Source organism: Tahibacter aquaticus, from assembly GCF_004363655.1.
GTDB lineage: Bacteria > Pseudomonadota > Gammaproteobacteria > Xanthomonadales > Rhodanobacteraceae > Tahibacter > Tahibacter aquaticus.
This window is the reverse complement of record NZ_SNZH01000025.1, coordinates 25,112-39,367: the sequence shown is the minus strand read 5'-3', so window position 1 is coordinate 39,367 and position 14,256 is coordinate 25,112. Positions and strand designations below refer to the sequence as shown.

The window sequence follows — 14,256 nt, the reverse complement described above, 5'->3', positions numbered from 1 at the left end:
GCGTGATACAAGCTCGCATTCACCGCACGCGCAGATGCGGGACCTGATCACCGAGAGCAAGCCATGTCCGATCTGACCAGCAAATTCGAGGAAGCGGCGAAGAAGGCGATGAATTTGCCCGAGCGCCCCGACAACGACACGCTGCTGAAACTGTACGCACTCTACAAGCAGGGTTCTTCCGGCGACGTGTCCGGCCCCAAGCCCGGCTTCTTCGATTTCGTCGGCACGGCCAAGTACGAAGCCTGGGCCAAGCTCAAGGGCACCAAGGCCGAGGAAGCCATGCAGAAGTACGTCGATCTGGTCAAGAAGCTCGGCGGCTGATGCCGCCGTCCCCGCCGCACGGAGAGCGCTGATGGCCCGACGTACGCGCGAGCGCATCCTCGAGATCGCCCTGGTGATGTTCAATTCCCAGGGCGAGCCCAACGTCACCACCAACCATATTGCCGACGAGCTGGAGATCAGCCCGGGCAATCTGTACTACCACTTCCGCAACAAGGACGACATCGTCGAGCAGTTGTTCGCGGCCTACGAAACGCGCATGGACCAGGCGTTGCTGGTGCCCGAGGAACGCCTGCCCACGCTCGAAGACATCTGGATGCAGCTGCATCGCGTGTTCGAGTGCATGTGGGACTTCCGCTTCCTGTATCGCGACCTGGTCGACATCCTCTCGCGCAACCGCAAGCTCAAGCTGCATTTCGGCCGTATGCTCAACCGCGCCGCGAGCAGCGCCTCGGAAGTGCTGAAGGGGCTGGCACAGGCCGAGATACTGCGCGCCACCGCCGACGAGATCCGCGCCAGCGCCGAGAACGTTCTGCTGCTGACCACCTTCTGGCTCAACTTCAACGCTGTGCGCAATTCCCGCGTCGATCCGAGCCAGGAAGACCTGAACCAGGGTATCTACCAGGTCATGCTGCTGATCGCGCCGTTCCTGCGCGATGCGGAACGCCTGCATCTGAATACGCTGGCGCAGGCGTATCGGCGCTAGTCGCCGGTAGTTCCTCGGCACCGGCGTCGCTGCCCTGCCCGCCCTGATCAACGCCGCCGGCCAGTAGCCGACGGCTGCTGCGCACCGACAGAAACTGCAAGGGCAACAACAGCGGCCATAGCGGCAGCAAGGCCTGCCAGGGCGGTAGCAATGCGCGCCGCCAGTGCGGCGGTTGCACACGCTGGACGATCGGCATGGCTATTCTCCGGCGGCGAACACCGGCTGAGCCAGGTGGCGGCTGTGGTCGCGCACATCGGCCGGCCAGGCGTCGGTATGCCGTTCGAACGCGCTGCGCTCGCCCGCATACAGCGCACGCAGGGCCTCTTCGAAGCCGGGGGCATTGCCGGCCATGGCGGTCATGAAGCGATAGGCCGACTCCTGTGCGCGCCGGCGCAGGCCGGCGCCGCCTTCGGCCTGGCGGGCCTGGTCGATCAGCTTGCGCAAGGTCACCGACGCGCCGCCGGTCTGTTCGGACAGCCATTCCCAATGCCGCGGCAGCAAGGTCACTTCGCGGGCGACCACGCCCAGGCGCGGACGGCCGCGCGCCGGTGGCGTGTCGGCTACTGCATCGGACGCTTGCAGGCGCGCGGCGATTTCGGCCGGCGTACCGCGCCAGTCGATATCGATGGGCTTGCTGCTGGCGGCGTCGAAGACCAGCACGCCGCCCACGCTATCCGGGCCAAGCTGGGCGAACGCCTGCCGCGCGGCGTCGGCGAGCGGGCCGGAGGCGATACGTCGATCGCCGAGAAAGATGATGGCTTGGGAACTATCGGGCGTCGTCATTGGCTGCTCCGGGAAGAGGCGCAGAATTTATCCGGGTAATATTCAAGAGTCAATAATACCCGGGTAAATAATTTCGCCGTGCCTGGTCTCACCCGTCAGCACGGCGGTAACGGAGCGACAGAACCCGGCTCGGGCTTGTGCGGCAGCCGCCACACCGCGACACTGCAGCGCTGGCCGGCTACGTCATTGATAATCCGGTCCGATCCGGCCCGATCGACGCCGCGTCGCTTTACACAAGCGCGATAGCACTGCTATTCTTTCGCGTCTTTGTGCAAGCTGTTTCGAGGAGCTAACCCATGAAAGTACTGAATTCGCTGAAGTCCGCGAAGCAGCGTCACCGCGACTGCAAGGTCGTGCGCCGCCGCGGCAAAGTGTTCGTGATCTGCAAGAGCAACCCGCGTTTCAAGGCGCGCCAGCGCTGAGATCACGGCCATTGCCGGATGCACAAAGGACCGCCTCGGCGGTCCTTTTGCTTTTATGGGGTTGTGATCACCGCCTCGGCGGTTCTTTTGCTTTTGTGGGGTTGTGATCACCGCCTCGGCGGTCCTTTTGCTTTTGTGGGGTTGTGATCACCGCCTCGGCGGTCCAGTCGTAGAGGCGACTGCCGACCGGCCTTCAGCCGCCGGCGCGAAAAATCCCCAACTCCATCGTCCCCGCAAACCCCGGGAACACCTGCGCCAGCGCGGTTTCCCCGCGCCGCTTGCGCAACATCTCGGCCAGCACGCTGCGGTAGTCGGTGGTAATGGCCAGGTCGCCCCGCACCAGGTCGGCATCGCGCAGCCCGGGCCAGTCCGCGTAAACACGCCCACCGGCCACGCCACCGCCAAGTACGAACAGGCAATTGCCTGTGCCATGGTCGGTGCCGCCCGAGGCGTTTTCATAGGCGCGGCGGCCGAATTCGCTCATGCTGACCAGGCAGACCTTGCTCATCAGCGGGCCCAGGTCGGTACGCAAGGCCGCCAGGCCGCGGGCGAATTCATCCAGCAGTGGCGCCAGCAGACGCAACTCGTCGTTGTGATGATCCCAGCCGCCGATGTCGACGGCGGCGGCTTCCAGCCCCACGTCCGCCTTGATCAGCTGCGCCACCTGTTGCAGCTGGCGGCCGAAGGTCGTGGCCGGATAGTCAGCGCCGTTGGCGGCCGCAAACTGGGCCGGGTCGGCGTGCTGCAGCTGATCCATGGCCCGGAAAGCGGTATGGGCGACGGCATCCATGGTGGCCGTGCCGGCATACAGCGCGTCCAGCGTCGCGGCCATGGCATCGGCCCGCGCCGAGCGGGTCTGCAGCGCAAACTCCTCGAAAGCAGCCATGCCCAGCACCGGCGCCGCACCGCCCAGCGAGCGCTGCACCGAATGGCCCAGACCTACGCCCTGGAAGTCGCTGCCGCCGCCGCGCGACTGCAGATGCCGGTTGAGCCAGCCGCTGGCCAGGTTGGGCTGCTCCAGCGCGGCGCGTTCCATGATGTCCATGCCAGAGAAATGCGAGCGGCTGCCGCTGGGCGCGCCGGTCGCATGGACCAGGGCCAGTTCGCCGGCGGCGAAGGCGGGCTGCAGCGGCGCCAGCGCTGGATGCAGGCCGAAGCGGCCGTCCAGGTCGATGACGGCGCCGCTGCCGCTGCGCGGAATCGATACTGTGGGGCGCAGGCGGTAGTAGTCGTCTTCGGCGAACGGCACCAGCACATTCAGGCCGTCCATGCCGCCGCGCTGGAAGACTACGACCAGCACGTCGCCCGCGGTTGCCGACGCCTGGGCGAAGGCCAGCCGCGGCAACGGCAGCAGCGGCGCCGCGGCCGCCAGGCCGGCCAGCTTGAGGAAATCGCGGCGCGCGTCGTTCATGCCCATGGTGCGGCCCTCAACGGTAGTGGTGATAGGGAGAAGCCAGCAGCAGGGCAGCCAGCTCGCGCGCCGTGGTATCCAGGCTGGCCGGCGTAAACACACGTTCCGGCGCCGCGCCCTGGGCCGCATAGGCAAGCAGCAACTCGCGCGCGGCCGCAGCGAGCGGACGCTGCAACAGCCGCAAGGCCAGCGCATCGACCAGTTGCGCCGGTGTGCGCGCGCTGCCGTACAGCGCGGCAATGTCGACGTACAGCCCGCTGCCGCTGCCGCGCTGGAACAGCGCCAGCACGAAATTCCAGCGCTGCAGCAGCGCGGCGGTGTTCAGCCAGTACGCCTGCACGTCCGGATAGCCGTTTGGCGCCGGCCAGTTCAGTGGGGTCTGGCCCTGCTGCGCCAGTGCGTCGGCGACGATGCGCAGCCAGTGCTCGCCCTGGACGCGCGCACCCGCGCTGCGCAGGCTGGACAGGGCAAACTCCGCCGGCCGCTTGAACTTGGCGTCGGCGCTGGCGCGGAACTCGGCCGATTCCAGCAGTGCCTGCACGGTGGCGCGGATATCGCCGCCGCTGGCGGTGAATACGGCTGCGATGCGCTGTACCAGCGACTCGGCGGGGAAATCCTCTACAAAGCGACAAAGCAGCTTTCGTGCAATATGCCGCGCCGTGGACGGATGCGTGGCGAGCAGGTCCAGCACGGCCAGGCCGTCTTCGATGCCCTGCCCCGCCGGCAGCTGCCGGCCGAGCACCTGCTTGGCGCCGAAATCGTGCCGCGCCGCGACGAAGCGGAACACGTGCTGGCCGGCGCGCCTATCGATGCTCCAGCCGGTGAAGCAGCGCGCCACCTCGGCCACATCGCTTTCGCTGTAGCCGCCGTCGACGCCGAGCGTATGCAGCTCCAGCAGCTCGCGCGCATAGTTTTCGTTCGGCCCGTCGACGACATTGCTGGCGTTGTCCAGGTAGGCCAGCATGGCCGGGCTCTGCGCGCTGGCACGCAGCAGATCGGCAAAGCGGCCCAGCGCATGGGCGCGGATCACCTCGCGGTCGTCGACGGTCTTGTAATAGCGCGCCGGACCGTCGCTGTGGGTGACGTTGAAATGGTTGGACCAGAATTCGACCAGTACCTCGAACAGCTGGCGCCGGCTGAACAGCTGCCGCGACAGCGTCGCCGCCTGCAGCTCGATCAGCGGCTGCCGGCGCCGCGGCGCATCGTCGCTGTGCGCGTAGTCGGCGATGAGCTGCGCATTGCTCAGGGCCAGCGTCGGCAGGCTCTGCGCCAGGCGGGCGTCGAGCAGGCTGTCGTCGAGCTGCTGCGGCGCCAGTTGTTCGGCCAGGTAAGCCGACACGCCGAGGCTACGGGCGCGGGCCAGTTCGGCCGCCGTGGCGCCGAAACTGCTGCGGTTGAGCAGCAACAGGGCCGAATCGGGCGGCGGCAGGGCGGCATCGGCCGCGGGCGGGGCCGCAAACAACGCGGCAAGCAGCTGGCGGCGGGCGGGCTGGGCCTGCATGGGCATGGCTCCGGTCTGGGAGATACTGCGTCAGGTGAGGCGATGCGCCGCTTCGTCGAACGGCGCCGTCGCTGCACGTCGGCCGGCACGGCAGATCCGCGGCGGCCAGTCCCCGGTCGCTGCGGCAGTGCCTGCCCGTTGCGACCGCCGATTCCAACGCAGCGCCGGCACTTTCGTTGACCGCGACTGCGACCGGCTTAACAAGCTCAAGCAGATCTCGTGGAAGTTGCCGCAACCTTCTGTTAAAACGCGCTTTGCCTATCCGGCCCCTGAAGGCTCAAGGAGACACCCATGTCGATACGCCTGCTCCCGTTGCTCGCCAGCCTGGGCCTGGCCGCCGTCGCCGCTGCTCCCGCGGCCATGGCCGATACCCTGCTGATGCAGCGCACCGAAAAAGAGGCCAGCGTGGCCCTGCCCAACCGCGGCATGTCCATGAGCCAGGTCGAAAGCCGCTACGGCACGCCGCGCAACAAGCTCGACCCGCGCGGCGGCAACAAGCCGCAGCATCCGGTCATCAACCGCTGGGAATACGACAATTTCATCGTCTATTTCGAGCGTTCGCACGTGATCGACGCCGTGGTCAAGCGGGTCGACGCGAACGAGCTGGGACCCAAGCCGGTCCACTGAGCCCAGCCCGCGTCCGGCCCCGCCGGGCGCCGGCGCAAGCCCTTGCCGGTCAAAGGCTTGGTCGGGGCTTCCCGCTCCGCTATGCTGCGCGATTCCGCGTCGCGGTCGTGCAGCCAATGACACCGTATCGCGGCATGCCCTGATTCCGAGGACTGCTGTGCTGACGAATTCCCTGTTGCGCCTGCCCGCCGAGTGGGAGGCGCAGTCCGCCGTATTGCTGGCCTGGCCGCATGCCGACACCGACTGGGCCGAGCGCCTGGCCGAGGTCGAGACGACGTATACCGCGCTGATCGCCGCGATCGCGCGCTTCCAGATCGCCATTGTCTGCGTCGCCGACGACGCCGTGCAGGCACGTGCCACCGACCTGCTTGGCGCCGCCGCCGCCGACCTGCGCCGCATCCGCTTCGTGCAGATCGCCTATGACGATACCTGGCTGCGCGATTCCGGCCCCATCACCCTGAGCGATGGCAAGCATTTCCAGCTGACCGATTTCCGCTTCACCGGCTGGGGCGGCAAGTTCGAGGCCAGCCTCGACGACCAGCTCGTGCAGGGCCTGATCCAGCGCGAAGTCTTCGTGCCCACGGCACACCGGCGCATCGACTGGGCGCTGGAAGGCGGCGGCATCGAATCCGATGGCGCCGGCACCATCCTCACCACCTGGAAGTGCCTGAGCCAGCGCCATCCGCAGCAAAGCCGCGCGGACATGGAGCAGATCCTGCTCGACGGCCTGGAAGCGCAGCGCGTCCTCTGGCTGGACAACGGCTATCTCGAAGGCGACGACACCGACGCGCATATCGACACGCTGGCGCGATTCGCGCCGGACAACGCCATCGTCTACCAGGATTGCGACGACCGCGATGATCCGCACTACGCCGAACTGAATGCCATGGCCGAGGAACTGGCCGCCCTGCGCACGCGCGACGGCGAGCCGTACCGCCTGCATGCGCTGCCCTGGCCGCAGCCCATCCTCGACCAGGGCCGCCGCCTGGCGGCCTCGTACGCGAACTACCTCATCGTCAACGGCGCCGTGCTGATTCCGGCCTATGGCGATGCCGCCGACGACGAAGCCGCCCGCATCATCGGCCTGGCGCACCCGGGGCGCCGCATTGTGCAAGTGCCCTGCCGTCCCCTTATCTGGCAAAACGGCAGCCTCCACTGCGTCACCATGCAGCTGCCCAAAGGAGTCGTCGCATGAAATCGCCCCGCCTGCGCGCAGCCCTGCTGCAGGAAACCGACCGCGGCAGCGTCGCCGCCAACCTCGATGCCATCGAGGCCGGCCTGCGCGAAGCGGCCCAGGCCGGCGCGCAGCTGGTGCTGCTGCAGGAACTGCACAACGGTCCGTATTTCTGCCAGCACGAAAGCGTGGACGAATTCGACCGCGCCGAAACCATTCCCGGCCCCAGCACTGAACGCATCGGTGCGCTGGCCGAGGAACTGAAGCTCGTCGTCGTCGCCTCGCTGTTCGAGCGCCGCGCCGCCGGCCTGTACCACAACACCGCCGTCGTGTTCGACCGTTCCCGCGCCATCGCCGGGCGCTATCGCAAGATGCACATTCCGGACGATCCGGCGTTCTACGAAAAGTTCTATTTCACCCCGGGCGACCTGGGTTTCGATCCGGTCGAGACCTCGGTCGGCAAGCTCGGCGTGCTGGTGTGCTGGGACCAGTGGTATCCGGAAGCCGCGCGCCTGATGGCGCTGGCCGGCGCCGAACTGCTGCTCTATCCCACCGCCATCGGCTGGGACCCGCACGACGAGGACGCCGAGAAACAGCGCCAGCGCGATGCCTGGATCACCGTGCAGCGCGGCCATGCCGTAGCCAACGGCCTGCCCCTGCTCGCCTGCAACCGCACCGGTTTCGAGGCCGCGCCCGACGCGGGCCGCGGCATCCAGTTCTGGGGCAACAGTTTCGTCGCCGGGCCGCAGGGAGAATTCCTGGCCCAGGCCAACACCGACAGGCGCGAGCTGCTTGTCGTCGACATCGACCTGCAGCGCAGCGAACACGTGCGCCGCATCTGGCCGTTCCTGCGCGATCGCCGTATCGATGCATACGGTGACCTGCTGCGCCGCTTCCGCGACTGACTCCCACACATGACCACTGAAGATCCTCGCCCGGAAGATTTCGGGCCGCCGGACGTTTTGCAGGACCAGCCTATCCGCCGTGTCGTCCTGGGCGATACCGAATTCGTGCTGCTGGGCACCGCCCACGTATCGCGCGCCAGCGTGGCGGCGGTACAGGCCATGATCGAGCGCGAACATTTCGACGCCATCGCGGTGGAGCTGGACTCCAACCGCTATGCCTCCATGCGCGATCCGGAACTTCTGCGCAAGATGGATTTGTTCCAGGTGATCCGCCAGGGCAAGGCCGGCCTGGTCGCCGCCAACCTGGCGCTGTCGGCGTTCCAGCGCCGCCTGGCCGAGCAGTACGGCATCGAGGCCGGCGCCGAACTCAAGGCCGCGTTCGAAGCGGCCGAGGCGCGCTCGATTCCGGTCTGGCTGATCGACCGCGATATCGGCATCACGCTCAAGCGCGCCTACCGCAGCGTCGGCTTCTGGGACCGCATGGGCATCATCAGCGGCCTGGGCGCGAGCGTGCTGTCCAGCGAAGAGATCGGCGAGCAGGACATCGAGAAACTCAAGCGCGGCGACATGCTGGAAAGCGCGTTCTCCGAATTCGCGCGCGAATCCGAGCCGCTGTACCGCAGCCTGATCGCCGAACGCGACAGCTACATGGCCGCGCGCCTGCGCGAAGAGCAGATCAAGACCCCGGTGCGGCGCGTGCTCGCCGTGGTCGGTGCCGGCCATCTGGCCGGGCTGGAGCGCGAACTGAACGAACAGAACGCGCCGCCGGTGCCGCTGCGCGCCACGCTGGACACGGTGCCCGCCGGCGCGTCCTGGCCGAAATGGCTGGCGCTGGGCATGTTCGTCGCCATCGCCGCCGCCATCGGTCTGCTGTTCTACAAGGACGCCTCGCTGGGCACCGATGCCCTGCGCGACTGGATCCTGTTCACTGGCGGCCTGGCCGGCCTGGGCGCCCTGGCCGGCGGCGGCCATCCGCTGTCGGTACTGGCCGCGGCCATCGCCGCGCCGCTGAAGCCGTTCCGTCCCGGCATACCGCCCGGCGTGGCCAGCGCCGGCGTCGAGGTCTGGCTGCGCAAGCCGCGCGTCGCCGATTTCGACAGCCTGCGCCATGACGTCAGCGTCTGGACGGGCTGGTGGAAAAATCGCATTTCCCGCACGTTGCTGGTTTTCCTGCTGACCAACTTCGGCGGCATGATCGGCGTCTGGCTGGCGGGCTTTCGCATCCTGAAAAGCCTGGCCTAGTTTTCTGCACCGCGGCGACATGTGTCGCCGCGGCTTTTCGCGCAACGATTCTGCGAGGTCCGCAGCGCAATGAAATTCGCTCGTTTCCTGTTCAAGCCGCGTTGGCAAAGCAAAGATGTCGCCACCCGCCGCGGCGCCGTCACCGAACTCAATGACGCCGAGCTGATCGGCGCGCTGCCCGCGATCGCCCGCAACGACAGCGATGCCGGCGTGCGCCTGGCCGCGCTGCGCCGCCTCAACCAGTACGAAGCCTGGCGCGAACGCTCCACCGGCGATGCCGACGGCAGCCTGCGCGAGACCGCGCGGGCGGCCTACCTGGCCATGTTCATCGGCGGCAGCGCCGACCGGCCGCCGCTGGAGCGGCGCATTGCCGAGCTGGACACGCTGTCGGGCGAAGAGATCGAACGCGTCGTCGCCCAGGCCAGTGAACTCAGCCTGCGCAGCGCCGCGCTGGAACGCGCCACGCGCCCCAGCCTGCTGGCCGACGTGGCGTCCACTGACGCCGATGCGAAGCTGCGCCTGATCGCGCTGTCGCGCATCAACGATCTCGACGCGCTGATGCGCGTGGCCGAGCGCACGCGCAAGACCGACAAGGTGGTCAGCCGCCTGGCCCGCGACCGCGCCGAAGCCGGCCGCATCGCCGCCGGCGACGCCGCCACCATCGAAGCGCGTGCGCGCAGCCTGTGCGAACGCGTCGAAGCCTTGCTGTCGCGCCCGCGCAGCGAGCGCGCCGACGAGCTGGCCGCGATCGACACCGCCTGGCAGCCGATCGACGGCAAGGCGCCGAAACAATTGGCCGAACGCTTCGAATCCACGCGCAGCTTCCTGCGCCAGGACACCGAAGAAGCTGCCGCCGAACGCAGCCGCCTGCGCGAACTGCGTACGCGCCTGGAACAGGCACTGGCAGCGACCGAGGCCGACAGCAGCACGCTGGAAGCGCTGGCCGCCGAAGCCGGCTCGGGCCTGGCCGCCGCCACACTGCAAACGCCCGAACGCGAGCGCGTCGAAGCCCTGCTGGTGCGCCTGACCCAGCGCGTCGCCCAGCGCGCCGTACAGGACACTGCCGCCGCGCAAGCGGCGCACGCCGCCGCCGAGGTTGCGGCGGAAGAAGAAGGCAGCCGCGCCGAAGCGCGCCTGGAAGCGCTGGCCGCCAAGGCACGCTTCGATGCGGCGCTGGAACGCGCCGCCGCCGACAAGGAAAAACAGCGCGAACAGCACCAGGCGCTCAAGCGCGACCTGGATCAGCTGGTGATCGAACTGGAGCAGCAGCTGGAAGGCGGCGACCTGGCCCATGCAGTCGCCACCCAGGCACGCATCGCCAACCTGCTCGAAGGCCTGCCGACCATCGCCCGCCACGACAAGCGCCTGGCCAATGCGGAAGCGCGCTTTGCCGAGCTGAAACGCTGGCAGCGCTGGTCCGGCAACGAGCGGCGCAAGCAATTGTGCGAAGCGATCGAAGCCCTGCCCGGCCTGGGCCTGCACCCCGACGCCGTCGCCACCCGGGTACGCGAAGCGCGCACCGAATGGCAGCAGCTGGATGCACGCGACGGCGAAGCCGAGGCGCGCGCCAGCGCCGGCCTGGGCCGCCGCTTCCAGGCACTTTGTGCACAAGCGCTGAAACCGGCACAAGGCTACTTTGCCAAGCGCGACGAAGTGCGCAAGTCCAACCAGCAGGAGATCGAAACGCTGATCGCAGCCACCGAGGCACTCGCCGCCGACGGCAGCGATCTCGCCGCGCTGGCCAAGCAGCGCCGCGTCGCCAGCGACGCGCTGCGTGACCTCGACAGCGTCGATCCGCGCGAACGCAAGACCCTGGCCCAGCGCCTCAAGGACGTGCTCGCGCGCATCGATGCACGCCTGGACGAACAGGCCGCCGCGGTGGAAGCGGCCAAGCGCCGCCTGATCGGCGAGGCCGAGCGCCTGGCCACGGCCGCCGACGCCGCAGCCGCCGCCCGCGAAGTGCGCGACCTGCAGGCGCGCTGGAAAGCCGCCGGCAACGGCCGCCGCCGCACCGACGAAGCGCAGTGGAAGGAATTCCGCGGCCATTGCGATGCGGTATTCGGCAAGCTGGACAGCGCCCGGCGCGAACGCGAAGCGGCGGACAACGCCAGCCGCGAGCAGGCGCTGGCCGTGCTGGCCGACTGGGAACAGCTATCCGCCGATTCGGCCGACGCCCTGGCCGCGCAGCGCCGCGAACTGGAACAGCGCTGGAGTGCGCTGAACCTGCGCGATCGCGAACTGGACAAGCGCTGGCAGCTGCAGCGCGACCGCCTGGATGCGGCGCAACAGCAGGTGCACAAGCAGCGCCGCGACGGCGTATTCCGCGATGCACTGGCCCGCCTGGCGCTGTGCGAAGCACGCGAAGCCGGCACGCAGGACGACGCCGCGGCGAAAGCCGCCTGGGACGCGCTGGGCGATGCCGCAGCCGGCCCATTGTCCACAACGCTGCAGTCCCGCTTCGACAGCGCCGGCAGCGCCGAAGCCAGCGCCGGCCAGGACGAGGCGCGGCGCGAGCTGCTGGTGACGCTGGAATTCCTCGGCGGCGTGGAAACGCCGGAAGAAGACAAGGCGCGGCGCATGGACCTGCAGGTCAGGCGTCTGTCGCAACGCATGAGCGGCACCGAGCAACGGGCAGCGCGCGACGAACTGCTGCAGTGCCTGCAGCAATGGACCCGCTTCGGCGCGCTGCCGCGAGACGAAGCGCAAGACTGGCAGGCGCGCTTCCGGCGTGCCTTCGAAGCAGCGCTGGCGCAGGCTGGCTGAGCCGATCGGCAACGGCCGCCAGCGCTATTCGGTCCAATAGCGCCGGCGCGCCAGGCGGCACTGTTCCAGCAGCCGCGGCGCCGCGGCGGGCGAGAAGATCAGTCGTAGACAACCCGATTCGGCCGTGTCCAGCACGCGAATGCCGCGCGCGCGATAGCGCTCGGTCACTGCCGGGTGCGGATGCCCGAAGCGGTTGCGATAGCCAGCCGATACCAGCGCCAGCTGCACCGACAAGGCATCCAGCAGGGCCGCGCTGGACGAGGTCTTGCTGCCGTGATGCGGCACCAGCAGCACCAGCGGCGCACGACCGGCCGCCTCGGCTACGGCCGGTTCCACCGCCGCACTGATATCGCCCGTCAGCAGCAGGCGTCCCTGCCCGCTCTGCACCAGCAGCACGCAGGACGCATCGTTGCCCTGGCGCGGCGTGGCGGCGTCGGGATGCAGCACGCGGAACTCCACGCCGTCCCACTGCCACTGCTGTCCCGCCTCGCAGGCCGGTGCCCCGGGCAGGGCCGCGTCTCCGACCAGCAGCGTGCGTGGCTGCAGTGCGCGCTGTACCGCCGCCGCGCCGCCCGCATGATCCATGTCCGCATGACTCAGCACGAGGCGATCCAGCCGGCGCAGATCGAGTGCCTGCGCGGCCGGCACGACCACGGCCTCGCCCAGATCGAAGCCCGACGGATAACGCGCGCCGGTGTCGTAGAGCAAGGCATGTCCGTGCGTGCGCAGCAGTACCGCCAGCCCCTGCCCCACGTCGATGACGTTGACCTCGAACTCGCCCGGCTGCACCTCGGTGGTACGCGGCCACAGCAAGGGCAGCAGCAGCAACAGGCCCAGGCCGCGCAGCGGCATGCCGCGCGGCAGCAGCAGCCAGGACACCGCCAGGCCGGCCAGCAGCAGGGCCATGACCCCGCTTTCGGCGAAATACCACTGGGCCAGCGGCCACTGCGCCAGCCATTGCAGCAGCAGCCATTGCCATTCCAGCGTCCAGGCCGCCAATTGCAGAAAGAAACTACCGGCAAAAGGCAACGGCAGTACCAGCAATGCGCCGGCCAGGGTGAGCGGCACGACGACGAAGCTGATCCACGGTACGGCGACCAGATTGGCCAGCGGCCCGACCACGGAGCTCTGGCCGAACAGCCAGACCGACAGCGGCAGCAAACCCAGGCTCATGGCCCCTTGCGCACGCACCAGCTCGCGCCAGGCGCTGCGTGCGCCGCTGCTGTCCAGGCAGTACAGCAGCAGCGCCACGCCCGCATACGACAGCCAGAAACCGGCCGAGAGCAGGGCCAGCGGATCGGCCAGCAACATCGCCGCCATGGCCAGCGCGAGCGACTGGCCCAGGCCCAGATGCCGCCGCGCGAGGCGGGCCAGCGCGACCACCGCGATCATCAGCAAGGTGCGCAGCGTGGCCAGGCCGAAACCGGCCAGCGCCGCATACGCCGTCGCGCAGGCCAGCGCCAGCGGCGTTTCCAGCACTGCCGCCGGCCAGCGCAGGGTGCACTGCGGCCAGAGCCGCCACAGCCGCCGCGCGCACCCGGCGCCGAGGAGGCCGAGCAGGCTCACATGCAGGCCCGAGATCGCGATCAGATGGCCGACACCGGTCGCGCGCAGCACCTGCCATTCCTCGTCGCTCAGGCCGCGCTGGTCGCCGACCGCCAGCGCGCGCAGCAGATGCGCCGTTGCGCTGTCGCCAAACTGCGCGGCGATGGCTGCGGCAATGCGTTCGCGCAGGCTGTCGACGCAAAATCCACGCGTCGCCAATTCCCGGTTACCGGCGTCCTCGCGCACATAGCCGGTCGCGACCAGATCCAGTTGCAAGGCATGCCGTTCCAGATCGAAACCACCCGGATTGCTCGCTCCCCGCGGCCGCTTCAGGCGCAGCTGGAGATGCCAGCGGCTACAGGCAGCCACGCGCGGCGCCACGCCGTACCAGGACAGGCGCAGGCGACCGCGCAGGGGCACTACCCTGCCCTGGTAACTGGCCGATTCGATCTGCGCGTCGAAACGCAAGGCGTCGGCACGCGCATCCGGCAGATCGCGTACACGCAGCTGCACGTGCAGGTCGGCGCCTTCAAGTTCATGCGGCAGGCGCTGGGCCAGGGCCAGGTCGGCGCGCAGGCCGAACCAGCAGGCGCCGAGCAGGCAGAAAGCCGGCCAGCACAGCAGGGGCCGGCGGCACAGCAACAGCGCCACGACACAGCCAGCCGCCAGCAGCCATGGCGCAGGCAACGCCGGCGACAACTGCAGCAGCAATGCACCGGCCAGCACAGCAGCGACCGCCGCAGGCGCGAGCAGATGCGGCGCAACGCGGCGGCGGGCAACGAACGCGGAATAGGCCCAGGAAACAAGTCCGGACATGCGGCAGAACCGGCAGCAAGGCTAGGCCGTACAGCCTTGCCTGCGCGAGTGACCGCAGCCAGCGGCGCAGGCCGCGCACAAG

General features: G+C 68.8%; 12 protein-coding genes. 8 read left to right on the top strand and 4 right to left on the bottom strand.

The window, feature by feature from the left end; all coding sequences use genetic code 11:
* Positions 1-63 precede the first annotated feature (63 nt).
* Both DFR29_RS27020 and DFR29_RS27015 read left to right on the top strand, forming a co-directional pair.
* Positions 64-321, top strand: a complete 258-nt coding sequence (locus tag DFR29_RS27020; protein WP_133821758.1) for an acyl-CoA-binding protein — start codon at positions 64-66, stop codon at positions 319-321.
* Between the two features lie 31 nt (positions 322-352).
* Positions 353-985 carry a TetR/AcrR family transcriptional regulator gene (locus tag DFR29_RS27015; RefSeq protein WP_133821757.1) on the top strand — a complete coding sequence of 211 codons (633 nt, stop codon included), beginning with the start codon at positions 353-355 and terminating at the stop codon, positions 983-985.
* Between the two features lie 198 nt (positions 986-1,183).
* On the opposite strand, the gene DFR29_RS27010 is transcribed toward DFR29_RS27015, so the two are convergent.
* Entirely contained in the window at positions 1,184-1,768 is a 585-nt protein-coding gene (locus DFR29_RS27010; RefSeq protein ID WP_133821756.1) for a DUF2239 family protein, read from the bottom strand.
* 296 nt (positions 1,769-2,064) lie between these two features.
* Here DFR29_RS27010 and ykgO point away from each other — a divergent pair, with 296 nt between their 5' ends.
* Positions 2,065-2,190, top strand: a complete 126-nt coding sequence (gene ykgO / locus DFR29_RS27005) for a type B 50S ribosomal protein L36 (RefSeq protein WP_133821755.1) — start codon at positions 2,065-2,067, stop codon at positions 2,188-2,190.
* Between the two features lie 193 nt (positions 2,191-2,383).
* Here ykgO and DFR29_RS27000 read toward each other — a convergent pair whose 3' ends face one another.
* Positions 2,384-3,601, bottom strand: a complete 1,218-nt coding sequence (locus DFR29_RS27000; protein WP_166654377.1) for a DUF1501 domain-containing protein — start codon at positions 3,599-3,601, stop codon at positions 2,384-2,386.
* A 16-nt stretch (positions 3,602-3,617) separates the two neighbouring features.
* Positions 3,618-5,102, bottom strand: coding sequence for a DUF1800 domain-containing protein (locus tag DFR29_RS26995; protein ID WP_166654376.1), 1,485 nt, complete (start codon positions 5,100-5,102; stop codon positions 3,618-3,620).
* A 291-nt stretch (positions 5,103-5,393) separates the two neighbouring features.
* Between DFR29_RS26995 and DFR29_RS26990 the strand changes: the two genes are divergently transcribed.
* From DFR29_RS26990 to DFR29_RS26970, 5 genes are all read left to right on the top strand, one after another.
* Positions 5,394-5,729 carry a hypothetical protein gene (locus tag DFR29_RS26990; RefSeq protein ID WP_133821752.1) on the top strand — a complete coding sequence of 112 codons (336 nt, stop codon included), beginning with the start codon at positions 5,394-5,396 and terminating at the stop codon, positions 5,727-5,729.
* Positions 5,730-5,889: 160 nt separating this feature from the next.
* Positions 5,890-6,924: an agmatine deiminase family protein gene (locus tag DFR29_RS26985; protein ID WP_133821785.1), complete on the top strand. Its 1,035-nt coding sequence runs from the start codon at positions 5,890-5,892 to the stop codon at positions 6,922-6,924.
* On the top strand, positions 6,921-7,808 hold the full coding sequence (locus DFR29_RS26980; protein ID WP_133821751.1) for a carbon-nitrogen hydrolase: 888 nt from the start codon (positions 6,921-6,923) through the stop codon (positions 7,806-7,808). Before DFR29_RS26985 ends, DFR29_RS26980 begins: the two co-directional genes overlap by 4 nt.
* 9 nt (positions 7,809-7,817) lie before the next feature.
* The gene (locus tag DFR29_RS26975) at positions 7,818-9,050 is read left to right on the top strand and encodes a TraB/GumN family protein (protein ID WP_133821750.1); all 1,233 of its coding nucleotides are present in this window, start codon (positions 7,818-7,820) and stop codon (positions 9,048-9,050) included.
* Between the two features lie 69 nt (positions 9,051-9,119).
* Positions 9,120-11,813 (top strand): DUF349 domain-containing protein, encoded by a 2,694-nt coding sequence (locus tag DFR29_RS26970; RefSeq protein WP_133821749.1) that lies wholly within the window; start codon positions 9,120-9,122, stop codon positions 11,811-11,813.
* A gap of 24 nt (positions 11,814-11,837) precedes the next feature.
* Here DFR29_RS26970 and DFR29_RS26965 read toward each other — a convergent pair whose 3' ends face one another.
* Complete coding sequence (locus DFR29_RS26965) at positions 11,838-14,174, bottom strand: DNA internalization-related competence protein ComEC/Rec2 (RefSeq protein ID WP_133821748.1); 2,337 nt, start codon at positions 14,172-14,174, stop codon at positions 11,838-11,840.
* Positions 14,175-14,256: the final 82 nt, after the last annotated feature.